This window comes from Prevotella falsenii DSM 22864 = JCM 15124, from assembly GCF_000613945.1.
GTDB lineage: Bacteria > Bacteroidota > Bacteroidia > Bacteroidales > Bacteroidaceae > Prevotella > Prevotella falsenii.
The window spans coordinates 1-25499 of record NZ_BAJY01000018.1; the positions used below are offsets into that span (position 1 = coordinate 1).

At 43.4% G+C, this 25499-nt stretch carries 21 protein-coding genes and 1 pseudogene; 11 read left to right on the forward strand and 11 right to left on the reverse strand.

Going from position 1 to position 25499, the window contains the following annotated elements:
- Window positions 1-214, forward strand: a 214-nt coding sequence (locus JCM15124_RS15925; protein ID WP_232220130.1) for a hypothetical protein, incomplete at its 5' end; no start/stop codon positions are given.
- A gap of 271 nt (window positions 215-485) precedes the next feature.
- Here the strand turns inward: JCM15124_RS15925 and JCM15124_RS07810 are convergent.
- Entirely contained in the window at window positions 486-1730 is a 1245-nt protein-coding gene (locus JCM15124_RS07810) for a TRM11 family SAM-dependent methyltransferase (RefSeq protein WP_024998977.1), read from the reverse strand.
- 113 nt (window positions 1731-1843) lie between these two features.
- Here JCM15124_RS07810 and JCM15124_RS07815 point away from each other — a divergent pair, with 113 nt between their 5' ends.
- The 3 genes from JCM15124_RS07815 to JCM15124_RS17165 all read left to right on the forward strand — a co-directional run bounded on the left by JCM15124_RS07815 (window position 1844) and on the right by JCM15124_RS17165 (window position 3593).
- Complete coding sequence (locus tag JCM15124_RS07815; RefSeq protein ID WP_024998978.1) at window positions 1844-2131, forward strand: helix-turn-helix domain-containing protein; 288 nt, start codon at window positions 1844-1846, stop codon at window positions 2129-2131.
- Entirely contained in the window at window positions 2121-2864 is a 744-nt protein-coding gene (locus tag JCM15124_RS07820; RefSeq protein WP_024998979.1) for an MvaI/BcnI family restriction endonuclease, read from the forward strand. Before JCM15124_RS07815 ends, JCM15124_RS07820 begins: the two co-directional genes overlap by 11 nt.
- A gap of 648 nt (window positions 2865-3512) precedes the next feature.
- Window positions 3513-3593 (forward strand): hypothetical protein, encoded by an 81-nt coding sequence (locus JCM15124_RS17165; RefSeq protein ID WP_156930693.1) that lies wholly within the window; start codon window positions 3513-3515, stop codon window positions 3591-3593.
- Between the two features lie 127 nt (window positions 3594-3720).
- Here JCM15124_RS17165 and JCM15124_RS07830 read toward each other — a convergent pair whose 3' ends face one another.
- The 5 genes from JCM15124_RS07830 to JCM15124_RS07850 form a co-directional block, all read right to left on the reverse strand.
- Window positions 3721-6735, reverse strand: a complete 3015-nt coding sequence (locus JCM15124_RS07830) for an InlB B-repeat-containing protein (RefSeq protein WP_024998980.1) — start codon at window positions 6733-6735, stop codon at window positions 3721-3723.
- An 880-nt stretch (window positions 6736-7615) separates the two neighbouring features.
- On the reverse strand, window positions 7616-10141 hold the full coding sequence (locus JCM15124_RS07835; RefSeq protein WP_024998981.1) for an ATP-dependent Clp protease ATP-binding subunit: 2526 nt from the start codon (window positions 10139-10141) through the stop codon (window positions 7616-7618).
- 128 nt (window positions 10142-10269) lie between these two features.
- On the reverse strand, window positions 10270-10401 hold the full coding sequence (locus JCM15124_RS07840) for a hypothetical protein (protein WP_024998982.1): 132 nt from the start codon (window positions 10399-10401) through the stop codon (window positions 10270-10272).
- Window positions 10391-11848: a DUF4270 domain-containing protein gene (locus tag JCM15124_RS07845; protein WP_024998983.1), complete on the reverse strand. Its 1458-nt coding sequence runs from the start codon at window positions 11846-11848 to the stop codon at window positions 10391-10393. The genes JCM15124_RS07840 and JCM15124_RS07845 overlap by 11 nt, the downstream gene beginning before the upstream one ends.
- Complete coding sequence (locus JCM15124_RS07850; RefSeq protein WP_024998984.1) at window positions 11845-12657, reverse strand: glycogen/starch synthase; 813 nt, start codon at window positions 12655-12657, stop codon at window positions 11845-11847. The genes JCM15124_RS07845 and JCM15124_RS07850 overlap by 4 nt, the downstream gene beginning before the upstream one ends.
- A gap of 167 nt (window positions 12658-12824) precedes the next feature.
- On the opposite strand from JCM15124_RS07850, the gene panC reads away from it, so the two are divergent.
- The 6 genes from panC to JCM15124_RS07880 all read left to right on the forward strand — a co-directional run bounded on the left by panC (window position 12825) and on the right by JCM15124_RS07880 (window position 19735).
- Window positions 12825-13676: a pantoate--beta-alanine ligase gene (panC, locus tag JCM15124_RS07855; protein WP_024998985.1), complete on the forward strand. Its 852-nt coding sequence runs from the start codon at window positions 12825-12827 to the stop codon at window positions 13674-13676.
- Between the two features lie 5 nt (window positions 13677-13681).
- On the forward strand, window positions 13682-14026 hold the full coding sequence (panD, locus tag JCM15124_RS07860; protein ID WP_024998986.1) for an aspartate 1-decarboxylase: 345 nt from the start codon (window positions 13682-13684) through the stop codon (window positions 14024-14026).
- 240 nt (window positions 14027-14266) lie between these two features.
- Window positions 14267-14884: a DNA alkylation repair protein gene (locus JCM15124_RS07865; protein WP_024998987.1), complete on the forward strand. Its 618-nt coding sequence runs from the start codon at window positions 14267-14269 to the stop codon at window positions 14882-14884.
- Window positions 14885-15692: 808 nt separating this feature from the next.
- Window positions 15693-17918 (forward strand): nSTAND3 domain-containing NTPase, encoded by a 2226-nt coding sequence (locus tag JCM15124_RS16610; RefSeq protein ID WP_051527371.1) that lies wholly within the window; start codon window positions 15693-15695, stop codon window positions 17916-17918.
- Window positions 17919-17934: 16 nt separating this feature from the next.
- Window positions 17935-18420 (forward strand): 5-methylcytosine-specific restriction endonuclease subunit McrB, encoded by a 486-nt coding sequence (locus tag JCM15124_RS16615; protein WP_051527372.1) that lies wholly within the window; start codon window positions 17935-17937, stop codon window positions 18418-18420.
- Window positions 18410-19735 (forward strand): 5-methylcytosine restriction system specificity protein McrC, encoded by a 1326-nt coding sequence (locus tag JCM15124_RS07880; protein WP_024998988.1) that lies wholly within the window; start codon window positions 18410-18412, stop codon window positions 19733-19735. Before JCM15124_RS16615 ends, JCM15124_RS07880 begins: the two co-directional genes overlap by 11 nt.
- Window positions 19736-20106: 371 nt before the next feature.
- On the opposite strand, the gene rpmA is transcribed toward JCM15124_RS07880, so the two are convergent.
- The 5 genes and pseudogenes from rpmA to JCM15124_RS13775 all read right to left on the reverse strand — a co-directional run bounded on the left by rpmA (window position 20107) and on the right by JCM15124_RS13775 (window position 24006).
- Window positions 20107-20397, reverse strand: coding sequence for a 50S ribosomal protein L27 (gene rpmA / locus JCM15124_RS07885; RefSeq protein ID WP_014708378.1), 291 nt, complete (start codon window positions 20395-20397; stop codon window positions 20107-20109).
- Between the two features lie 17 nt (window positions 20398-20414).
- Window positions 20415-20732 carry a 50S ribosomal protein L21 gene (gene rplU / locus JCM15124_RS07890; RefSeq protein ID WP_024998989.1) on the reverse strand — a complete coding sequence of 106 codons (318 nt, stop codon included), beginning with the start codon at window positions 20730-20732 and terminating at the stop codon, window positions 20415-20417.
- Between the two features lie 152 nt (window positions 20733-20884).
- Entirely contained in the window at window positions 20885-21832 is a 948-nt protein-coding gene (locus JCM15124_RS07895; RefSeq protein ID WP_024998990.1) for an N-acetylmuramoyl-L-alanine amidase-like domain-containing protein, read from the reverse strand.
- Window positions 21829-23019: a DUF4421 domain-containing protein gene (locus JCM15124_RS07900; RefSeq protein ID WP_024998991.1), complete on the reverse strand. Its 1191-nt coding sequence runs from the start codon at window positions 23017-23019 to the stop codon at window positions 21829-21831. Before JCM15124_RS07900 ends, JCM15124_RS07895 begins: the two co-directional genes overlap by 4 nt.
- A gap of 4 nt (window positions 23020-23023) precedes the next feature.
- Window positions 23024-24006: pseudogene (locus JCM15124_RS13775) on the reverse strand (Gfo/Idh/MocA family protein).
- Window positions 24007-24205: 199 nt separating this feature from the next.
- Between JCM15124_RS13775 and JCM15124_RS07910 the strand changes: the two are divergent.
- A complete protein-coding gene (locus JCM15124_RS07910) occupies window positions 24206-25498 on the forward strand; it encodes a M64 family metallopeptidase (protein ID WP_024998992.1) in 1293 nt (430 codons plus the stop codon).
- Window position 25499 lies beyond the last annotated feature (1 nt).

Consider the following 25499-nt stretch of genomic DNA (forward strand, 5'->3'; position numbering starts at 1 on the left):
ACAAAAATACGAGAGGGCACGATGCTGCAGAAAGTGTAGGAACGTGATTTATCACATTCCTAATCTCCAATATAGCAAGAAGCAAGTTACCGAAAAACACGACATCTTCAGTGTGGAAACCTCATCAATCACGCCTCTACATTCCCTTGTATGCTTCGTCTGCAACTCCGAAACAGCCATTCACACACCCCATTTCGCCTTATCGCGACTGTAAAGTGTCTTTACAGAAAACCAATGGTTTTTCTTTGGCTTTCCAAAAGCGTAGGTTTTGCGATGCAAAACAATAGGTTTTAAAACTCTAAAAAATGGTCATTGACAATCAAACAGTTACACGTGTTTGATAAAGATAGCCTTTGTAACGATTTTTTACAGGCTTGAAAGCGGTATATAGCTCTAATTTCAGAAATGTGAAAAGTTACTTTTTTATGTTAGATTCCAAACTATTAATAGTTCTTATAGACAATAAGAATAATAGAATCCTTACTTTATAACTTGTTTAATATTACAATATATTCGTGGCTCATAGTGTTTACCTTAGCTCCAACTTTATTGGTAGGACTCGTTTTAGCTGGCATTCGCTTATTAGGAATTTCTCTTACTATAGTTATTTTATGTTTAAAGCCAAACTTTTCAAACATTTCAGCAGTGAAATAGTCTAATGGTATTTGTACATTTTTAACCCTTCTGTCGCCAACGACATAACAAACGGTACCGCCACTTCTTACAGTTTTAGCTACATTCTCTATAGATTGATAGTAATCATTCAAGAAAGATATAACTTCTAAGTATCTTTTATGGTCTAAACCATCTATTTCGTTCAATACATTTCTAATGCTATCGGTTTTAAATAACTCTTTTTGGGCTTTCTTCCCACCCATTAGTAAGTTATCTAAGTTCGTGGCATTATCAAAGTTAAACCATTCATTAGCCCATCTGGAAAATTGACCATAAGCAACAGTAGTACGGCTATCACCGTATGGAGGAGAAGTTACCACCATATCTACATCACCGTCTTTAATAACGTTTGTGGGGATTTCATACATCGTATTAAAGCCATATATATCAGCCTTTACCTTGTTGCAGTCTTTATTTCTGGTATTGTAATCCTTTAACCCTTCTAAGTTTCTAAATACTTTTCTTTCAAATAAGAGAAACGTATCGGGATTAAATTTAGCTATACTGGCTTCATTCATTCTGTAACGTTTAAACTCACTATTCCTCGTAAAAGAGACCTCTCTTACTACTTCCGATAAGGCAACATTGAAGAAATCCTTATTTTTCACATTTTTAATAAGCTGTGATAAGAAGGAAAGTTTCAATAAGTCTTTCTCCTTATACCAGTAAGAATAGTTTGATATTCTATCAAAATTTCTTTCTATTACTTTTTCTTCGGAATAAAAAATTAGTTCAGCTTGTATCTCCCTAAATTGTCTAAGTATGGAATCGTAGTTGTAATGGATAGTTTTTACTTTTCCCATTAGTCTGGCTAAAGGGTTTAAGTCCGTACCAACGGAGTTAATTCCAGCTAGAGATGCTTCGACTAAAGTAGTCCCACTACCCATATAAGGGTCTAATATCAAGTCTAATTTCCCCTCTGGTCTATATTCTTCTATCAGAGTTCTGGCTATTTGGGGTATCATCATAGCTGGATAGGTATGATAGCAATGGGTAAACTCTTTAGTGTTAGCTTCTTTGAAACTCCACCTATTATCAACTTTGCGCTTGTACATATATATTAGTTAAATTTACTCTAAAATGAGATTACAAAGTTACTAAAAACTTTCAAAATGAGAGTAGCTATTCTTCTTTAATCCCATAAATTTGCAACAAAATTAATAAAAAGATGGGAAAAACAAAATATCAACAAACTATAATTGCCAAATTGCGAAGATTAAGAGAGGAAAAAGGGTATAGCCAACAGAAAGTAGGTTATATCCTTGGACTCAGTAATGGACAAATAGGTAATATAGAGAGTGTCAAACAAACACATAAATACACACTTAGTCAGATAAAGACCTTGTGTAAAGAGTTTAATGTACGCATCGAACAGATCTTCTTAGAAGAAGATGATTATATGACTAAAGATATTATTGACTTATTAATTGACAGAATTATAGCTTATGGAGAGTGATAAAGAATTTATAATTGATAAATTTAAAAAGGTTAAAAACCTTGGTTTTGTTATCAGTAAAAGAAAGAATAATACCGGTATAGGTAAAACTTTTGAGGACTATGTTGGTGTTGTAGAGAACAATCTCGCCGAACCGGATTTGGCTGGCTTTGAAATTAAAACACACAGAGGAGAGTCTAACTCTTATGTAACGCTGTTTACCAAAGCTCCTTCATTTCCTAAAGGTGCTAACGCATACCTTAATAAAAAGTATGGAGAACCTTATACAGAACCAATAGAGAAGGTTGGTTTGAACAGATTACATACATCTATATTTGCAAATGATTATAATACATTTGCTAATAAATTGTCTTTCAAATTGATTAATGATAGAGAGGAAAGGACAATAAGGATAGGCGTATATGATTTGAAGCATAAGTTAATAGATACCTCTGTAGGTTATAACTATGATATATTGGGAAAAATACTAAAGAAAAAACTACATAACCTGTTTTATGTAAGTGCTGAAAGAAAATATGAAGGAAATCTTGAACAGTTCCACTTTAACAAAGCAGAGCTATATACAGAGCCTTCTTTTGATAAGTTCTTAGATTTATTAGATGAAGGTAAAATAATGTTTGATATTCGTATAGGCAGTTATCCAAATGGTAAATCACACGATCACGGAAGTTGTTTCAGAATGTTAGAACATAATATTAAGCAATTATATAATACAAAAGAAACTGTAGAGTAAGTTATATAAAAGCAGGAAATATATTAAAAAAGTGGTATTTTGGGGCTTGTTTCTATGCTGTATGGCAATCAAGGCAGTCGTATCATTCATCCATTTTACATCATTTTCCTCCGTATAGCGTTTAATTCGATTGTCGGTAATGATTGCTGTTTAACCTCCATACTTACGATATATTTATGGTCGTATGCCCCTTTTTTGCTTTAAACTTACATAAAGTTCTCTAATTATGCGCTAATTCGCTAAAGGAAAAGATTTTTCCCTTAGTGGAAAACTTGTGTTTTTAAAAGTCAAAACAGCCATTCACGCACCCCATTTCGCCTTATCACGACAGTAAAGTATCTTTACAGAAAACCAATGGTTTTTCTTTGGCTTTCCAAAAGCGTAGGTTTTGCGATGCAAAACAGCCGCTTTTACCGTGCAAAACCTACGCTTTTGCAATGTCAAACAATAGGTTTTGTAATGCGTTGATGGGCAAATAGTTATGCGATAGTTGTGTTTATGAAAAATATTTACGCTTTTATTATCTTCTTTTCGTTCATATACAACGTAAGTTCGGTGTAAGAATTTAAGGATGAAAGGAGTTCATTTCTTTTTGATAATAAGCATATTAAATAACAAACCATTCTTTCTTTAAGTTTCTTATAAACAATATATTGGTATAATTCTTATATCGAAATCAGGTTAAAAGGAAAGAGTCCGGTGCAATACCGAACTCTTTCAAAAACTTGATAAGGTTTAATTCGTCCAACTTTTCGGTGCAGTTCAGTCTCTATAGAGTAAAAATGCTTGTGTCATCGATAGATAAAGTGATTGCAAGCTTTCAATTTATTTTACCGAACAGCAATAGAAAAGAAATTTATTTTACGAGTAATTTGCGCGTTACGGTATCTGTGCCAGCCTGCAATGTAACGATGTAGATGCCTGCCGGAAGACCGATTGATGTGTCGTCAGACAAGGTGTCAGAGAATAGCACCTTGCCGTTCGCACCCACCACAGTGGTTTTTACAGGGGTGCCGGTGTAGATGTTGATTTCGTGATTGCCGCCTTCTGCGGTTGCCACTACACGCTCTACGCCGTCGATGGTAGATGCCACAGAGAACTTCACGGCAATTTCGGTTGCACGCTTAACATTGAACTTGTTATTGGTAACGCTTTCGCCATTTGCCATTATCGAAGCTACTTCGTAGCCTTTCTTCGGTGTAGCCTCGATGGTTATGTCCTTGTTCTTCTGCACTTTCGACCCGCTTTTCACCACGTTGTTATTGTCGTCCTTCACAGTTACGTCTCCGTTTTCGTATGGCAGTATCGTTATGTATGCTTCGTTGCAACCCGTTCCGTCGCCGTTGCCGCTGAAGTTCATTACCCATAGTTTTGCCTTTGCAATCAAAGTCTCGGAGTGTTCCACGTCGTTTGCGTTATTTCCGAGTGCTATCCACAGTTTTGTCGGGGTGGTGCTGCCTGCTGCTTCGCCGGGATCTACGTATTTTGGCAGGCTGTAATAGAAGTCGTTCAGTTGGCAGGCATTCCATTTGTTGCCGCGTACGTCGATGTACCAGATGGCAGTATTTGCCGAAAGGTCGAGCGATTCAAGTTTGTTTTCTGCCACATCGAGCTTCTCGAGCAGTACGTTCTTCGACAAGTCGAGCGTGGTAAGCTTGTTTTTCATCAACATTAAGTCGAGCAGTTTTGTGTTGTTCTTTAGGTCTATGCGCTCTATCTTGTTGTTGCTGAGGTACAGTTCCCTCAGTTCAGCCATGTGCGACACGTCGATGCTTGCCACTGCACAGTTGGTAAGGTTAAGCTGTATCAGCTTTCCGTTGTTGGCAAGGTCTATGTTTTCCAGTGCCGTATTCTTCAGATTGATGAGCTGTAGTTCGGGATTGTTCTTTACGTCGATGGTTTTCAGCTCGCCCAGTCCGTATGCTTTCAGTTGCAGCAACAGCGGACACTTCGTTACATCAACGCTCTTAATCTCTTCGTTCATAGATACATCGAGATACAATAGGTCGGGTTGATTGGTAACGTCGATGCTCTTTAGCCGGTTGAAGTATAGGTCGATATACTTCATTTTGGTATTTTTCGTGAGGTCTATTGCCGAAATCTTGTTGTCGGTTGCATAGTCCGGATAGCTCTCGCAGTTCAGATATGTGATGTCGCCGTATATCTTCACCTGCGTTCCTTCGGTTGTTCCTTCTACGAAAGTCCACGTTTTCTTGGCAGTATATTCCTTCAGTTCGCCGTCTCCCCAGTCTATTTTCACCGGCGTGTTGTCGTTGTCTGCCCCTATGCCGTATGCACTCTGCTGCCCTGCAGGTACGGTAAGTGTAATGCAGCGTTCGTCGTTTATGCCCTCGAATACCGCTTTTACCTCGGCATTTGCAGTAACAACGAACAGTGTATCCTGCACCAGCTTTCCATCAACCATTATTCCTTTGTACTCCTTGCCTTCATCGGCAGTGTAGCGCACGCACAGTATTGAGCCGGGAACAACCTTTCCGTCGCTGCCCACTTCCTCGTAGTTGCGTTCAAAGGCACTCTTGTCGGGCGAGTAAACCATGTCGCGTTTCATTACCTTGTAGGTTCCGCCGCTTGCCGGCTGCTGTTTTATCACGACGTCATCCATCGAGCACGAGCCATCGCCCATAACATCAATTTTCCAGTGCGATTCAGAATTGTTGTACATAAGATATTTCTCTGCATCGGCAGTTTCTCCGTTACACCCTTCTACATAAATGTATCCTGTGCGTCCGGGATCTTGTATGGTTTGGTACATGAAGTTCAACGACTGTGGCGTAAAGTTCTTGTTGCCCTGCAAGTAGAGGTATCTCAGCGTGAAGTAACACGCCGTGAAGTCGAGAAACTCAAGGTCGCACGCTTTTGCCGATAGTGTTTGGATCCACTTCAGCCCACTTACTTCGAGGCGGTTGATGCGTAAAGAGTCGCAGTAGAGCGACTTCAGCGATGCCTTTTTCGATACATCGAGTGCTGTAAGTTTGGTGTTGCTTACGTTGAGACTCAAGAGCTTGTTGTTGTTCGACAGTCCAATCTTGCTAATATCGTTGTGTGCAATTGTCAGGCTTTGGAGTTCCGGGTTGGCAGCAACGTTCAGCTGATTCAAGTTATTGTATGCCACGGAAAGGATTTCCAGCTTTGGCAGTCCGCTAACGTCGATGGTTGAAATTCTGTTCCTGCTTACATTGAGCGATTTCAGCGCAGGATAGTTCTCTGCCGGCAGACTTATGTCCATCAAAGAGTTGCTGTGCAGGTCTATCGCTGTAAGGTTCGGGAACTTGTAAGTGTCGTAGAAGTGTACCACGTCGCACCCATACATTGTAATCATCTTCAGATTTGGGTTGATGTCGGCGAATGCAACGGTGGTCAGTTTCGGGTTGTCGTAGATGTCGAAGTACTCCAGTTTTGAGAACTCGCGTAGGTTCAGCATGTGTATATTGTTCTTTGAGAGCGACAGACGCTGAAGGTTTTTCGCATCGCCAAGGTCGAGCGTGGCGTATGTAAGTTCGTTCTTGTTCGCGTCAAGGCTCTTCAATCCCGACTGTCCTTCGAGCTTCAGGGCAGTGATACCCTGCTCGGTAATCGACAGCTCGGAAAGCGCACCGTATATTTTAACGGTGTTTCCTTTCAACACTCCCTCCCTGCGGAGCTTGTACGGCATCATGTCGGGGCTTAGCTGGTAGTCGATTTTGTTACCGTCGCCCCAATCAACCGAGATGATGCCTTCGGAAATAGGTCTTGGATTGAAAACGAAGGTGTCGCCATACGCCTTGCTTGTGGTGATGGTGATGACGCTCTCTGCCGCAACATTCAGCACGGCGCATACGAGCATCGTTAGGAAAATTAGTAGTCTTTTCATAATTTTCAAACAATAAAATTAGACAATACTTCTATAATACCTTGTTAAAGTTAATGCATTGGTAGTTGCTAAAATTACCAAAATATTACAATATATTCGCAAAAATAATAAAAAACATCGTAAAACGCATGCAAAAATGTAAATTTAACGCAGTTTAACCGAGATGTCATTTGCGCGTGCGCTCGCTGCTGTTGGGGCGTGTTGAGAGATAGTTTTTATTTTTTCTAGATTCCTTAGGTGTTCTAGAAATCCTAGAGATTCTAGTTTTTCTAGGAAGAATAGATGCTTTAGGAAACATAAAAGTTATAGGTTTTCAGAGATGTTAGGGGCTTTAGGCTTTCTATGCGCTTTAGTTTTTCTAAATATTCTAAAGAGAAATAGTGGGGTGGCAGTTTGCAGGGGAGACACGTGGGAAAGGCTTCGATTCTGTAAAGATAATTCGGAAGAAAAACGATAATTTTTGTTTTGCGTTGCGAAACCGTAGGTTTTGCAATGTAAAACCTACGGTTTTACCGTGCAAAACAGCCGCTTTTAGAATGCAAAACAATAGGTATTGTAAAGTCTTGATGATGAAGTGGTTAGGCGATTGTGATTTTTATGAAAAATATTTATAGTTTTATTGCTGTTTTTGAGGGTAGATACACAAAGACCGTAGCATAAAATGAGGTATGCTACGGTCTTTTTCTTATTCTTCGCCAACACCTTTTTTAATTTTGCCTTAATGCTTTTTTGTTTAACACTAATGCGTTTTTGGAGTTGCGCTAACGTGTTCTTTGTTTTGCATCAACGCCTTTTTTATCTTGCACAAATACATTATCTGTTTTAGATTAATGCTTTTTTATTTTGTGCCAACCCATTCTTCGGGTTGCGCCGTGTGTGTTTATTTGAACGTTAGTTCTTCGGCGTTGGGGTTCTTTCCGATAGCGATGGTGTCGCCTTCGTGGATTGTTCCCGCAAGGATCTTTTCGCAAATGCCGTCTTCGATGTAGTTTTGAATGGCACGTTTCAGCGGGCGTGCACCGAACTGGACGTCGTATCCCTTTGTGGCAACAAACTCTTTTGCCTTGTCGGTAATGGTTATGTCGTAGCCAAGTTCCTTTACACGCTTGAACAAACCACGCAGTTCGATGTCGATAATCTGCTTAATGGCAGCAAGGTCGAGCTGGTCGAAGGTGATGATTTCGTCCAAACGGTTCAGAAATTCGGGTGCAAACTGCTTGCTCAGGCTTTTCTGAATGATGGCACGGGCACGCTCTTTGTCCTGCTCGTTGTGCGAAAGTCCGTTGATATTCGCTGCCGTGAAGCCCACACCTTGCCCAAATTCCTTCAGCTGGCGTGTACCCGCATTCGACGTCATGATAATAATGGTGTTGCGGAAGTCTATCAGGCGTCCGTTGCCATCGGTGAGTCTGCCCTCGTCGAGCACCTGCAAGAGCATGTTGAACACGTTGCCGTGCGCCTTCTCTATTTCGTCGAGCAAGACGATAGAGTAGGGGTGGCGTCGCACTCGTTCGGTAAGCTGTCCGCCTTCTTCGTAACCCACGTAGCCCGGAGGGGCACCGATGAGGCGAGAAGTGTTGAAACTCTCGGTGTATTCGCTCATGTCAATGCGGATAAGGGCATCTTTAGAGCCGAACATAATTTCGGCTAACTTCTTTGCCAAATAGGTTTTGCCCACGCCGGTAGGGCCGAGGAACATGAACGCACCTATAGGGTGGTTGGGGTCTTTCAGTCCTACGCGGTTGCGCTGAATGGCTTTCACCATTTTTTCGATGGCTTTATCCTGTGCGATAACCTCCTGTTTCAGGTTGTCTGCCATATTGACAAGTCGAATGCCTTCGTTCTCTTGCATGCGCTGCACGGGTACTCCCGTCATCATCGATACCACGTCAGCCACCTTGTCTTCGCCGATTTCCACGCGGTCGTGGCCTTCTCCGCTTTCCCATTTCTGCTGTGCTTCCTGCAGTTTGCGTTCGATTACGGTCTGCTTGTCGCGGAAGTTGGCAGCCAGTTCAAAGTTTTGGTTCTTCACAGCCTCCTTTTTGTTCTTATCGGCCTCGTCCAATTCCTTTTTCAGTTCCACGATTTCGGCAGGCACTTGTGCGTTTTGCAGGTGCACACGAGAACCCACTTCGTCCATGGCATCGATGGCTTTATCGGGGAAGAATCGGTCGGTAATGTAGCGTTCTGTCAGTTTGACACAAGCCGCAATGGCTTCGTCGGTGTACGAAACATGGTGGTGCGCCTCGTAGCGGTCCTTTATGTTGTTCAGAATTTGCAAAGTTTCGTCCACCGTAGTAGGTTCTACGAGCACCTTCTGGAAGCGGCGTTCCAATGCGCCGTCTTTCTCTATGGAGTTGCGATACTCGTCTAACGTTGTTGCACCGATGCACTGTATGGTGCCACGGGCGAGTGCCGGCTTCAGAATATTGGCAGCGTCCATCGAACCGGGCGTAGACCCCGCACCGATGAGGGTGTGGATTTCGTCGATGAATATAATGATGTCAGGGTTCTGTTCGATTTCCTTGATGAGTGCCCGAATGCGCTCCTCGAACTGTCCGCGATACTTCGTGCCTGCCACGACACCTGTCAAATCGAGCGTTACAACACGCTTGTTGAAGAGGATAGGCGACGTCATGCGCTTTACAATAAGCTGTGCAAGTCCTTCTACAATAGCACTTTTACCCACACCGGGTTCGCCGATGAGGATAGGATTGTTCTTTTTCCGTCGTCCTAATATTTCGCTGACACGCTGTATTTCCTTTTCGCGCCCCACCACCGGGTCGAGTTTGCCCTCCGCAGCCGCCTTCGTGAGGTCGGTTCCGAAGTTGTCGAGCACGGGCGTACCGGTCTTTGGCGCATAGGTTTGTGCTGTCCGTGTGCCATTGCTGTTGCCGCTGTGTCGGTTCATAATGGGGTCTTCGTCTTCGTCTTCGCTTGCCATGCCGATGCCGTCCTGTATCGGGTCGGTGGGTTGATAGAGATTTTCGAGTGCCTTGGCGTAATTAAGGTCGTTGTTTTGCAGCACTTCCTTTGCGCCATTGTTCACGTTGTCGTGCAGAATGGCGAGCAACAGATGCTGAACATCAACCGTTTGCGTGCGCTGACTGCGTGCTTCGAGCACTGCCAATTTCAGTATGTTGTTTGCCTGTTCGTTAAGCATCATATCGTTAGAGAGCGGCAACTGACCTTCATTTTCGCTGCGTACACGTTCTTCCAACTGAGTTTTTATGTTCTCCAAATTGAGGTGTAATTTCCCAAACATATTGCTTACAGCACCTTCTTTCTCTCGCAGAATAGCGAGCATAATGTGTTCCGGTCCCACTGCGCGGCTCGCCAAGCGTTCGGCTTCTTCGCGACTGTAGGACAGAACCTCTGAAACTTTGGGTGAAAACTGATTTATCATATTATTCTTCTACCTTTCTTTTTGTGTTATTGTGCATTTGCCTTGTTCTGAAAGTTGTATTGCAAATGGTGTGCCAAATAGAAAATGGCAAGGGGAAACACATTTGTTTCTTCTTGCCATTTCTGTATTTACAACGCTTCGTCGTCGGGTTTGCGAATGTTGTGCACCTTTTTCGTCTTCAGGTGTTTCTTCTTTCGCAGCCACGCAGCTTTGCGTTGTTCGTATTCTTCGTAATGTTTCTCCAAGAAGTTATCTGCCATGGAACTTGCTGTAAATGACCGACATTTTTATGTTTCCTTTCGATTTGTCGCCTCCAAGCAGCATCGTACTGGTGAGCCTCATATCGTATGATATTTTATTGATGACGACATTGTCCTGTCCATCTTTCGTTGTTTTAACTTCTACTGGTATCACGAGCACTTTCCCCCAATTAGGATTGCTGCCGGCAGTGGCACGGTTTCGTATGAAATAGTTGATAATTCCTGCCACGTTGTTGAACTTGTAGCTGTTGCTTTGTGCATTGTAGGCAGCGATGTACGACGTCTTGTTGTCGATGAGTTTGTTCTTTTCGAAGAATGTAACAGCCGAATCTGTTGGCAGAATAAGGACGTTTGTCGGTATGTCCATATTGTATTGCGATGCCTTTTTGTTCGTTATTCTTTGGAGTTCAAACTTCGCAGTGTTCAAAGTATCGTTTTCATGCCCTTTCATTATTTCACTGACAGGCAGTTCAACTTCCGTAAAAAGACCCGCAGGAGTCTTCAGATACGATGCGTCAAGAGTATTTATCAATGCTTTCAGCTGTTCTTGGTCGGACTTGAAGTTGGTCAGCTGCAACACTTCCTCGGTACTGGTGAAGTGGGTAGCCCCCGTTTTCACCTTGTCTTTGTCCTTTGTATCCTTATACTGATAGTATATTACGAGTTGCACGGCTTCGATGGCAGCCATAGAACCAAGCCCATCTGTAACCTTGAAGTAGAAGCCCGGGCAGATGTTATTGAGGAACTTGTAGAGGTTACGGAAATCGTTTGGATTTTCATAATACTTGTCCATCATATACGTACCATAGTTATTGTAGGTCTTGCCTGCCTTGTCGGTGTATGGTTCGTTCAGTTTTATGCGTATGCTTGGTGTGTGGTTCTTGTCCTTTTTCACGCTGTCGGGCACTGTAAATTCCGTCAGTGTGTAGGTACTGACCACTTCTAATCCGTTGTTTGCTGTGGTACGAAGATAGCCTTCCGCCTCCGGGTCGAAGTCGGTGAGGTATTTTTTTCCCTCCTTTACGGGGTGGTCAAGCTCGTAGGTGGTGATTTTGATAGGTGCCAGCGAGTCGCCGAAGTGCGAAGAGTAGTACAGACGCAGCTCGCAAGAGTCGGCAATGATGTTGCCGCTTGCATCTTTGCTCTCCACAATGTCCTTCTTAGGCATTTCAAAGTTGGGCAAAACGTATAGTTGCGACATGAGATTTGCCGTAACTTCCGACTGTGTTTCGGGGTCTTTTATCTGTCCAAGATACCCTTTTGCCGAATACGAGAGTATGCGATTAGCCAGTATGCTGTGCGAACCGACGTTAAATGTATCGGCTTGTACTTTAAGTTTGTCTGTCTCGTCTGTGAGCGAGCCACCGATTCCACCCGTTGTGTCATCGCAAGAGGTTAGGGCAAACGCCATAAGGGCGAAGCCAAAAGCTAAGAGTTTTGCTTTCATTCTATTAATTTATTGTAGAACTCAGTGTACTTTGTTTTTATTTCGTCTGTCTCTTCAGGCTGCAACATAATGTTTTTCTTGTTGTCGTTGGCATACTTCATCAACTCTTTGTTCACGTCGTTGCTTGTCTGTATGATGCCGTCGGAGTAGTCTATGGCAAGCTTTCCCAACTCCATGAAGTCGAAATTGTCGCCGTATTTCTCTATTTTACTTAATTCAGCGTCTCTGAATTCAAGGCATTGCTTGAACTTTTTGCCCAAGCTATCGTGTGGTTGTTCGGAGAACAGCGACGTAACAACTTTGGAATTGGCAAATTGTGGTTCGTCGCGATAGGCTGTTTTCACGTAGAAAGGCACTACGGCAGACATCCAACCTTGACAGTGAATAATATCCGGTGCCCACCTGAGCTTCTTTACGGTTTCCAATACGCCGCGCGCAAAGAAAATGGCACGTTCGCCGTTGTCCGGGTAATCGTTGCCCAATTCGTCCTTTGTCATTGCCGACCGCTTTTGGAAATAGTCCTCGTTGTCGATGAAATAGACTTGAATGTGTGTCTGCGGTATGCTCGCCACCTTGATAATCAGGGGGTGATCCATTTCGTCGATGATGAGGTTCATACCCGAAAGGCGTATTACCTCGTGCAGCTGGCCGCGTCGTTCGTTTATGGCAGCCCATTTCGGCATGAATGTGCGAATTTCAAAACCGGCGTCTTGCATATGTTGCGGCATATCTGCACCAAAGATTGACATCTCTGAATTCGGAACATACGGTGCGATTTCTTGGTTTATGAACAATACTTTCTTTCCCATTTTCTTTTACTTTACTATCTGCAAAGTTACGGAAAAATATTGATATTACGGCTTGAAAGTTTTGAAAACGTGTATAAAAGGTAGAATATTGGCATATTTTTAGCGTATTCTTACGAGTTTTAAATAAAATTGTTGTTACTTTGCACTCGAATTACAGAAAGTTCAAAATGAAGGTATTTGAAAAGGTTGTCGATTTACAGAACGAACTTTTCGAGGTTCGCAGGCAGGGAAAAACCGTCGGACTTGTACCCACGATGGGCGCATTGCACGACGGGCACGCTTCGTTGGTAAGACAGAGCGTGCAGCAGAACGATGTAACCGTAGTGTCGGTGTTCCTCAATCCCACACAGTTTAACGACAAGGGCGACTTAGAACGCTATCCACGCACGTTAGACGCCGATTGCAAACTTGTGGAAGCGTGTGGTGCCGACTATGTTTTTGCACCATCGGTGAGCGAGATGTACCCCACGCCTGATATGCGCCGGTTCGAGTTTCCGCCGCAATCGACGGTTATGGAGGGGGCGAAACGACCGGGACACTTCAACGGCGTGTGCCAAGTTGTCAGCCGTTTGTTCTATATGGTGCGCCCCGACCGTGCCTACTTCGGCGAAAAAGATTGGCAACAGATAGCTGTGGTGAAGCGACTTGTAGACTTCATAAACATGAACATCGAGATTGTGGAGTGCCCCATTGTGCGCGATGCCGACGGATTGGCAAAGAGTTCGCGCAACTCGCTGCTGTCTGCCGACGAGCGTGCCATAGCTCCTAATATATATAAGGTGTTGAAGTCGAGCACCGGCGAAGTAGGAAAGATGAGCGTTCAGCAACTTCACGACAAGGTCGTAGCAGGCATTAATGCCATAGAAGGCTTAGAAGTGGAGTATTTCGACATCGTAGACGGCAACACCTTACTGCCTGTACAGTCGTGGGACGACACGCCATACGTGGTGGGTTGCATCACGGTTTATTGCGGTAAAACGCCTGTCCGACTTATCGACCACATTAAATATAAGGACTAAACATTATGCAGATAGAAGTATTGAAGAGCAAGTTACACTGTGTTAAGGTTACCGAAGCCAACCTTAACTATATAGGCAGTATCACCATCGACGAGGACTTGATGGACGCTGCCAACATGATTGCCGGCGAAAAGGTTCAGATAGTGGACAACAACAACGGTGAACGGTTCGAGACTTATATTATAAAAGGTGAGCGAGGCACGGGCTGTATCTGTCTGAACGGTGCTGCGGCACGCAAGGTTCAAGTAGGCGACACGGTCATCATCATCAGCTATGCCTTGATGGACTTTGAGGAAGCGAAAGCGTTCAAGCCCGCCGTGGTATTCCCCAAAGAAGGCAACCGGGTGTAGAGATTTGCCCTTATCCACCTTGTTTCAAGCGTGGAAGAACAACTAAAAAGCTGTAAACATTTCTTATAAGTGTATCTGTTGTATGATAACTTTATTGTCAGTTCGTTATAAAATCTACGCTTTTGCAATACCAAAACACAGTTGCTACTTTTTAATAGTATTGTAAAATTAACGACGCAATAATAGTTATGGCAATAAAGATAGGCAAGACGAAAATATCGGAATTGTAAAAATACAACTATGGAAATAGACAACATACTGAACAAGATACGGCAAATAGAGCATGGATTTCAACATATCATTGATGCAACCGATGAAATTATTTCGACATACTCGAAGGAAGAATGCTTTGAATTTGCACTCAAGCTGTTCGGACACGATGCCTATCAAGTCCGAATGTTGGCAACAACAATGCTGGGGCGACTGGCAACAGAGGATAACGATGCACTTTGCTTTCTGAAAGAACAAGTGGGTGTCGATAAAAACTGGCGCGTACAGGAGATGCTTGCAAAGGCTTTCGATGATGTTTGCAGGCATAGGGGTTATGAAACTTGCTTACCGCTCATCGAAGAATGGATAAACGACGATAACCCAAATATTATTCGTGCAGTAACAGAGGGCTTAAGGATTTGGACAAGTCGTCCATTCTTCAAAGAAAATCCATTGATGGCAATTGAGCTGATTGCTAAAAACAAGGCTCACGAAAGCGAATATGTACGAAAATCGGTAGGAAACGCTCTGAAAGATATAAGCAAGAAGCACAACGACTTGGTACAGAGTGAAGTTACACAATGGGACTTGAATAACAATTTAACAATGTTTACATACAAGTATGCAACCAAACTATTAAAGAAATGATATAGAAAAAACGAAGCATTATGCTGATGAAAGCAAATAAAGAAACTACATTTCCATACGTCTTACAGAGAGTTTGAGAGGTTGTAACATCGCTTTAGCACCTTATTCCGTTTCGTTCGCACGCCTTAATTATATATGGAAAATAAACGATAAAAATGTAAATATTTTTCGCAAGCATAGCTATCGCGTAACTATTTCATTACCAATACTTTGCAAAACCTATTGTTTTGCATTCCAAAAGCGGCTGTTTTGCACGGTAAAACCGTAGGTTTTGCGTTGCAAAACCTACGGTTTCGCAATGCAAAATCGAATTTCTTGTTTTTCTTCAGAATTATCTTTACAAAACCATAGAGAAACTTGCTATCATAGACAATGCTTTTCTTATGTTTTCATCTATATGCAGATACACGGCATTTTTGCCATACTTCCAAACATACTGCTATATTTTTCGGTTTCAGTTGTACACTCCCGACACCATAAAAGAAACTTACAAGAAAGCGGGCGTCTCTCTTTAACGTTTCAAAAGCACAGAGTTGGCAAAACAAAAAATACCCAACCGAATAATAAGAAGAAAGGTTTTTCAACGCATTTCTGTTTGTGCTATACAGAAAAAACATTACCTTTGTAAAACAAAAAAGCAGAAACTTAAATCTATTGGGTTTATGAAAAGTCAACTAATAGTATTTGATGATATATCCGCAGCACTAAAAGGTTGAGGGCATCTGCTATATTTGAACCGGCGATGTTTACATAACATCGCAAATAACAGGGATATTTTAAACGTAAAATTAAAATATTTGGTAACAGTATGGACAAAATAGAGATTATTCAGAACGGCGATGTTGCTTCGTGCGACATCGGAGTTAGCAAAGAGGAATGGTTAGAGTTACTGAAAGATTCTGCAATGCCTGTCCTTTATAAGGAAGCTTTGATAAAGGTGTTCTACGCCCCTGACCATAGAGGCTCTTGTGTTTCTATCTGCAATGAATTCGGGGGCAATCCTCAATCGCTCAATTCCTATATTACCAAGTGTGGAGAATATGTTCAGAAGAAGCTAGGTAGGTTTCAGGTTATCCGCCCAAATGGAAAGCCATGCTATTGGTTAGTGCCGATGGCAGAAGGCAAAGACCTGCCCAAAGGCAGTGAGGGAACGTTTGAATGGCGGCTTCGCCCCGAACTCACAGAGGCTATCGAAGAATACTTGTACCGGTATTTGGTGGAATGTTACAAAAGTCTAAGAAAGGATATTCCTATTGACGATGATAAATGGAACGAGGCTTATAAGTGGCAACTTATAACCGAATGCCAAGGCAAGGACTTTATAAGCATTGTCGATAAAGTGCGTGTTACGAACTTGGTTAATACACAATTGGTTAGTCCAACGCTCGACTTTGTGATAAAAAATCGTCCCAAAGAGCTTGAAAAGGCTATCCAATCACTGGCAGATGGGCAAGTATTGCTGGATAAGCGCATTCAGGATTTCGCTGCTACCATGCAGAAAATAGCAGATGTTCCGGACAATAACAAACAGAACTTGTATGCAAACGATGAGCGCACTGCATCGGCAATATTGACTTGTATCGACCCCAATACCTATACAACTTATAAGTATGGGCTATACAATAAGGTTTGCCAATGTTTAAATATACCACCAAAGACAACAGGTAAATGCTATTCTCATTTTATGGAACTCATTAAACCGCTCCTGCATATTGTTGAAAACGACAACGAACTGCACGATTTGGTGGCTCCATCTATTGAGAATTATGTTAAGTCAGACTTGCTTTTGGCGCAAGATATACTATGGGTACTCTTTGTTTCGTTCCCGAAACAGCTTGGCTTTCTTTATTCATTGTTGTGGAAACCTCGTTATTGGTGTGTCGGATACTTCTTTGATGGAACGGAATCACAACAGTCTCGCTTTGTAGAAGAAGGTATTTGGGAAGCGTGGTTCAATGACAACCCCGATGGACAACGCCAATTGAAGCTCGCCAAGACAATAAAAAAAGGCGATATTATTATTCTAAAATCGTCGTTTACCAAAGGGAATAAACACAATATACCGTGTGTACGTCTATTTACTCTTGGGGAAGTTACAAGCGACGAAGGTTTTATAAGAGAAGAAGGAACAAGCACTAATGTATCTTATAAGGTGAACTATTTTTGGCAAGGACAGATGGACTTTGATGGCTCTAAATACGGTCGTTACCGAAAAACCATCGATGAATGTACGGATAAAGAAATAATAAACTATATAAGCAGTGTAAGAACCGATGAACCTACGATGAAGTATGCCAAATACATAGAACTGCTTGAGCAGAACAAAAATTTAGTTCTTACGGGTGCACCCGGAACCGGTAAGACGTTTATGGCGAAGGCTATTGCCAAAGAAATGGGTTGTTCTGACGACGAAATGGCTTTTGTACAGTTCCACCCTTCGTACGATTACACCGACTTTGTAGAAGGTTTGCGCCCTGTGAAAGACTGCGATAACTTCGGATTTGAACTGCGTAATGGTGTCTTTAAGGACTTTTGTGCTAAAGCTTTGCAGAATTTTAAGGACTCAAAGAAAACCATTCAAACGCTACAACAAGAGACTTCGGTCCGAGAAATATTAGAAGACTTCATAGAAGAGGCTATTGATAATAGAATGCCGTTCAATACTTCGGGTACTAAAAACAGTTTTTCTATAGTTGAAAACAATGAGCGTACCATTACTGTGGAGGTTCCTGCGAATGAGAAAACAAGATTGGTGAAGCTATCAAAAGCCGACTTTATCGACTTAATGGAGAAGAATATAACTGTTAAAAGCGGTAAGGATATTCAAGAACACTTCCACAGAAAGCATCGCACACAGCAAGACTCGTACATCTATGTACTTTATAACATCATTAAAAAGCAAGCTGCTAAAAAGCCGTCCGTAGACGTTTCGCCAGTTGAAATAAAGAAATATGTATTCATAATCGATGAGATTAACCGTGGCGATATTTCAAAAATATTCGGCGAATTGTTCTTTTCTATCGACGGGATATAGGGGAGAGAATGGGAAAGTGAATACCCAGTACCAAAATATAATAGAAGATGGCGACTCATTCAAGGACGGTTTCTTTGTTCCGGAAAATGTTTTTATCATTGGAACAATGAACGACATTGACCGTAGTGTAGAGAATATGGACTTTGCCATGCGTCGTCGCTTTTCTTGGGTGGAGGTTACGCCTGCCGATACGGAATCTATGCTCGACGAACTGTCATGTGTAGAGGAAGCCAAAGAAACGATGGCTCGTTTGAATAAAGCCATTGAAGAAACAGAAGGATTGGGGTCTGCCTATATGATAGGACCGTCTTACTTCTTAAAACTTGGCGAGAACGGAGGCGATTTCGATAAGTTATGGAAGATGAATATAGAGCCTTTGCTGCGAGAATATCTTCGCGGATTTCGCAATACAGACGATATTATCAATAAATTCAGTATGGCTTATTTTGCCCAAAAAGAAGAAGAGCATTCAAATATTTCAGAATTGACAGATGAGAATTAATCTGACAGACAACAATGTCGGGCGGGCAGATACCCAAACATTCCTGCGAAAGGAGGTTGCTGCTTTGTTTCCAATTGCAGATAAAACGATTGCCGAACTATGCAGAGATAACGAAGGCCTGATCATCTTCCCACACAGCATCAAAGAAACTGACGATAAGGTGGGCGGTTCTTCTGTCATTAACATCTTAAATACCGATGATGTGGAAAAAGTACGCATTGCTACCGGCAATATAATGGGCTTTATCGGTATAAATAAAGTTCAGCTTAAGATTAAGTCAAGATTTGATGCCGGGCGCGACGATTACCTGTTGCATTACATGCTTCAAAAGGTTTTGTCGTTCAATCTTTTCGATCTCAACCATAATAATGAGCAGGAAGATGTATTCGATTTCATTATGTTTATGTTTCCGTATTTCCTGAAAGCAGCTTTACGGCAAGGCATATATAGAGAGTATCAGCACTTTAAACATAACGATACTAATCTTAGAGGAACGATAGACATTAGTCGGCACATTGCAAGAAATATACCTTTCAACGGCAATATTGCCTATTCGACCCGCGAATATAGCCGCGACAACGATATGACAGAACTTATTCGGCATACCATTGAGTTTATGAAAACCAAAAAGTATGGAGAAACAGTCTTGAATATCGACCGCGAAACGAAAGAAAACGTAGATGCTATCGTTGAACATACACCTTTATATAACAAGCATGAACGAAACAATATCGTGGGCAAAAACCTCCGAATAAAAAATCATTCTTATTATACGGAATATCGACCACTACAAAATCTCTGCTTACAAATTCTACGAATGGAAGAAGTTAAGTACGGTGAGAATGATGAAGAAATTTGCGGCATCTTATTCGATGGTGCGTGGCTATGGGAAGAATATGTGAATACCATTCTGTATGAGGTTGGGTTTATACACCCGGAAAATAAACTTCGCAAAAATGGTATATACCTTTTTGAAGACCGTAGTGGTATCCGTTTTCCGGATTTCTATAAGGACAATATGGTACTTGACGCTAAATATAAACGACTTGGCAGCTATGAAAGTGTTTCAAATGTAGCCCCTGACGATATTCATCAATTGATTGCGTACATAACAGCCTTACAAGTTAATAAAGGAGGATTTGTTGCTCCACTGGAAGAGAAACAGCTTAAGGTTCCCACTTCTCAGCTGAAAGGAAGTGCTGCTACTCTTTCTATATATGGTATTGAAATCAGTAAAGAGGCATCATCGTATGCAGACTTCTGTAATAAGATGCAAAAGATGGAAGCTGCATTTGTAAAATCAATAACACAATAATAGTTGCGACAGGGAAGAAAGACAAGATAGAAGTACAACGAATTGGTATAGAGCGGGGTAGAATGATGGAAATTGAACAATTCTTTAACTATGTTTGCATACAAGTATATGCAAGCAAACTATTAAAGAGATGTTGTAAAGTTCTATCATAGAAATCCTAGGATTTCCTATTTTTCGTAGTATCTTTAGATGACGTCGCTTTTCCTTTGGTGTCAGCAATGTGATGATAAATCGTGCCCCTACATAGCCGAAAGGTGTTAAATGCACCTTTATAAGCAGATAACCTATGCCTTTAAAACGCATAAATCCCGAACTTCCATTGGAAATTCGGGACTATGTTGTTTGTTTGGAATAGTTTTGTTTGTTTTGCTTTACGCTTCCGGTGTTTGTGTTTTTGCAGCGTATGCTTCTTCAGAGAGTACAGAGACCTTGCTCTTGTTGTACTTACCTCTGTGGAAGTAAACGATACCGTTTGCGAGAGCGTAGAGTGTATCGTCTTTACCTTGTGCTACGTTTTCACCCGGGTAGTGCTTGTTACCGCGCTGGCGTACGATAATGTTGCCTGCGATAATCTTCTGACCACCTCCGATTTTAACACCTAAACGCTTTGAATGCGATTCGCGTCCGTTCTTAGAACTACCGACACCTTTTTTATGAGCCATTTCCTGTCCTCCTAAATTTAAGCGTTAATTGTTTTAATCTCTACCTGTGTGAAGTGTGAACGATGACCGTTCTTCTTGCGAGAGTCCTTGCGACGCTTCATTTTGAAGACGATTACCTTATCACCCTTTACAAGTGGGTTTACCACCTCGGCTATTACTTTTGCACCACTAACAGTAGGTGCGCCCACTGTGACCGTTCCCTCGTTGTCTAAGAGCAGAACTTTGTCAAACTCAACAGTCTTGCCTTCTTCCGCATCTTTGATGTGGTTCACGAAGAGTTTCTTCCCTTCTTCGACCTTAAACTGCTGACCGTTAATTTCTACAATTGCGTACATTTTATTTATTGTAAACGGTTTCACCGATAGGCGGCGGAGCATCTTTCCCGCACTTATTCGAGCCTAAACGGCATAAAAACTGTGCAAAGTTACGAATTTCCTTTTTATTAATGGTGTGTTTGTGCGCTGTGAGGAACGCGAATTAGGAAGAATTAACAAAGATTATCTAATATCAGCCTTGCCACACGTATGCCCGGGTTTTGCGGTCGCTGCATTAAGTATTGGTAAAGGGTTTCTTTTGGTTCTACCACCCGGCTGCCGTTTTTCTTCAGGCTCGATGCGTTCAGTAGGTGAAGTCCGTCGCTGTGCCACACGGCGAAGCCCAAATGGGTTGTATCGAGGTTGCGTTTGTTGGTCGTAATGGCAATAATGTCGCCGTTGCGCACCACTTTGCGCAGCAGTGCAGTGTTCGTCAGCCGGCTTTTAGGTATGTATCGCACTATGGTGCCGTTGGTTTGGTCTTCCTGTCTCTTTATGGCTGCCACACGTTTGGGGCAGTTACGCAGCATGTCGTAGGCATTGTGGTTCTCGCTCATGTAGTTTATCTTCAGTCGTTGCGTAGCGGTGAAGGGCGGGTTCGGCGAAACTATTTCCTTGACGAACCCCATTTGCGCATTGTCGGTTACCCACCATTGGTAGTAATGCAGTCGGTTTTCGTAGGTAAGGCGTCCCTGTCGATAGCGAATACTTTGTAACATGCGCTTGAAATCGCTGAAACGACTGTGGTTTCGGTCTATGCAGAGCACCACAGCGATAACGGTTTCGAGATAGGTTGTGCAGTCCATTTCCCGCGTATTCACTACGAGCGTTTCTTCGCTGTTGCGGTCGAGCGAGTGTGCAACGTAGGGAATGCCAACGAAATGGCGTGCCGCTTTCAGTATCATATCCTCTTTTGACAGTTTTGACCGTAAGGGGAGCAGATCCGAAAGCAGGCGTTCTATGCGGGCAGAGTCCGATGTTGCAGCCTTTTCCGTGCTTTGTTGGCTGTGCTTTTCAGTTGCAAAGGCGGAGGAGTAGCGGGCAGTTCGTGTGGTTGTTGCGTTGCCAACCGAGAGCAAAGCAAGCATTGCGAGCGGCAAAAGAAATCTTATTGTCCTCATTTCGTTGCTGTTTTATCTTTGTTTTTCTTTGCTTTTCCTCGCTTTCCGAAGTTCATACCCACGTAGAAATTCAGGTTTCCGAAAAGGTTGCGCGTAGAAAAATGGTCGCGTCGGTAGTTGAAAGCGTGCATAATGGCACTCATGCCGGCATACCATTTTGTGTTGTTCCATACCAACCCGAAGCGTGTTGTGCCGTCTATGTTGATGTTGTTGGATATGATTCGGCGCAACGAGAAATTCTCTTCGACAATCTTTCCGCCGTTGTGCTTGTAGGCAAGACCGAGCGTTGCCGATGCTGCGAGCAGCCAGTTGTGTGCAAACACGTAGTTGTAGGCGTAGCCGCCGCTGACGGAAAAGTTGGTATAGCGTATTTCTTCTGCTTCGAGCGTGTTCTCGATGTCTTCTATATTGCCCTTCATCTGCAGGTGCTCAAACGCCAATCGGTAAAATTCGGGCCAGTCTACCTTTAGCGAGTGTCTTGTGTAACCGATGCCGATGAGGGGGCTGCCTGCCGATTTTCGTTGCACGGTGCTTTGACTGAAAGCAGCAGGATAGGAGAAACGGCGATGGTTGAATATATAGTAGATGTTAAATCCCTTTACGGTAGACTCCACTCCGTCGAAGTCAATGCCCTCCAAAGGTTTTGTGTTGGTCTTGTCGCCCATCGACAAGTGGCGTATTTTAAAGTCCTGTCCCGTCTTCCGATAATAGAGGTCGATGCCTATTTTCGAACTGTAGAGACTGAGGTCGAACTCTTTTCGCTTTTGTTCCGTGCTGTTGAAAAACGGGTGTTTAATATCAATGGTGTAGCCGAGGAATATCCATCGCCACCCAATATAGGGACCGATGCGTATGGCAGGTTCGGGTGCAAAGGTTACTCTGTGGCGTTGTTGGCTGTTGAGCACATACACTTCGAAGTTGTTGGTGTTCTGTATCATTGCCGTGAAGTTGTACCGCTGCGGTTCAATGTAGACGGTATCGATGTCGTTCATCTTGTTCATCGTCTTTTCTACATTGCGCAAGTGTCGCCTGTACCAGCGTTTTGTGGTGTCCGGGCGTTGCCATTTTACACTGTCGAAGCGTTGCCGCTCTGCGTTTTCGGGTATGGTTACAATGTTGCTTTCAGCCCATGTTGCAGGGGCGAAAAGCAACGATAGCAGGCAGAAGATAATGGCTTTGGCGAGCATAGCGTTAGTATTTGCCTAATATTCTGTCCATTACCCAGTTGGTAGGAGTAGCTCTATGCTGTTTATTTCGCATTTGCCATATCCCTGAAGGTCCTGTACCACGGCACGAATAAGGGGTTCTTGCACATAGTGGGGGTTCTTTATGTCGAGGTATTGCACACCTTCGCTGGTGTAGAGGGTAATGGGTTCGTAGTTGTAAACCGAGAAAATAATTCGCCCTTTCGTGCCGTAAATCTCGATACAGTCCTCTTTTGCGCTTTCGTGAGCGGTGAAACTCCACGACCCACTGCCACAAAGTCCACTTTCAAAGCGAAACACAGCGTTCACCGTATCTTCCACTTCGTACAGTCCGGTGCGGTTTGCGGTGTATCCGTGTGCCTTTACGATGACGCCAAACATGCTCTGCAACAAGTCAATCTGATGGGGTGCAAGGTCGTAGAAATATCCTCTGCCTGCCTCTTGAGGCTGCAATCGCCACGGCAGTTCGTCCGAATTGTCGTCTTCGAGTTCCGTTGCGGGCACGGCAAAGCGTATCTGCATAGTGAGCACCTTTCCGATTGCGCCGCATTGCAAAATCTCTTTCACCTTCTTAAAATAAGGTAGATAGCGACGATAGTAAGCCACAAAGCAGGGCACGCCCGTCTGTTCAGCCACACGGTTGATGCGCACGCAGTCTTCGTACGACGCTGCCAACGGCTTCTCTATTAAGCAAGGCTTGCCCGCCCGCATCGCCATGATGGCGTAGGTGGCGTGCGCCGATGGTGGCGTAGCTATGTAGACGGCATTCACGTTAGGGTCGTTCACCAGCAGTTGTGCATCGGTGTACCAGCGTGGTATGCCGTGTTGGTTGGCGTAGGTGCGTGCGTTTCTTGCATTTCGGCTGAATACAGCTTCCACATGCGACTCGGTTACAGCGTTGAAAGCTGCTCCCGACTTGCGTTCCGTAGCCTCTCCGCAGCCTATAAATCCCCAAGAAATATGCTTCATTATTGTTTCTTTTTTGCAAAAATAATACCCATAAGCGGTATGAAAGTTTGCACTCCGGTACCTGAATGCAGTTTCTTTTCTGCAAAATTACGAATTTTCTGCTGAATAATATCCCTGCCGTCTATAAATATATATAATGTGTGGACGAAATCGGAAAAATATTATTAAATTTGCAAACAAACGAAAAATCTATTTAAAAATGAAGAAAATAAACTTATTGCTATTGCTCCTGCTTGCCGGCACCTTTGCTTTTGCGCAGGATTTTCAACGCTATTTTGAAGATGCAACGTTGCGTATAGACTACAATTTCGCAGGAAACGCCCACCAACAAACCATTGCCGTGGACGAACTCTGCCGTATGCCACGATGGTATGGCAAGAAACACAGGCTCAGCGAGCTGCCTGTGGAAGGTTACGGACAGCTCACGGTGCGCGACCATCGCACAAAGGAGGTCATCTATCGCAACTCTTTCTCTACACTTTTCCAAGAATGGCTCACTTACGACGAAGCAAAGACCATCAAAAAATCGTTCGAGAATGTTTTCCTCGTACCTTTCCCGAAAGATACGGCTGACGTAACCATCGAATTGCGCGACAACCGTCGCCGCGTGATGGCGGCACTCACCCATACCGTTGTGCCTACCGACATACTGATACGGCGCATCGGCGAGAAATATGTAACGCCCTACGAAACCCTCCAAAAAGCTGCCGACACCACACGTTGCATACACGTTGCCTACGTGGCAGAAGGTTACACCGATGCCGAAATGCCCGCTTTCCTGAACGATTGCCGCACGGCAATGGAGGCTCTGTTTGCCCACGAGCCGTTCAAATCGTTGCGCAACCGCTTCAATGTGGTAGCCGTGAAGTCGCCATCGGCAGAGAGTGGCACGTCAATCCCCGGCAAAGGAATTTGGAAAAACACCGCCCTACACTCTAATTTCGACACCTTTTACAGCGACAGATACCTTACTACGCTGCATCTGAAGACCCTGCACAACTGGCTGGCAGGCACGCCTTACGAGCACATCATCGTGTTGGTGAACACCGAAAACTATGGTGGTGGCGGCATATTGAACTCGTACAACCTTTCCATGGTGCGCCACCCAGCTTTCAAACCGGTTGTCGTACACGAATTCGGACACTCTTTTGCAGGCTTGGGCGACGAGTACGGCTACGGCGACATACCGATGTATCCGCACGACATAGAGCCTTGGGAAGCCAATCTTACCACGCTTGTAGACCTACAATCGAAGTGGGCGGATATGGTAACGAAGAATACGCCATTGCCAACGCCGCAACCAGCCGACCTTGACAAGCCCAATGCGAAGCAAGACAAATGGAAAATAGGTGCTTACGAGCCTGCAGGATACTCGAAACACGGCGTTTACCGTGCTTATCCCGACTGTCGTATGCGCACAAACCAAAACCCCAACTTCTGTCCGGTGTGCCAACGCGCCATCACGAAATTGGTTAAGTTCTACACTGAATAAA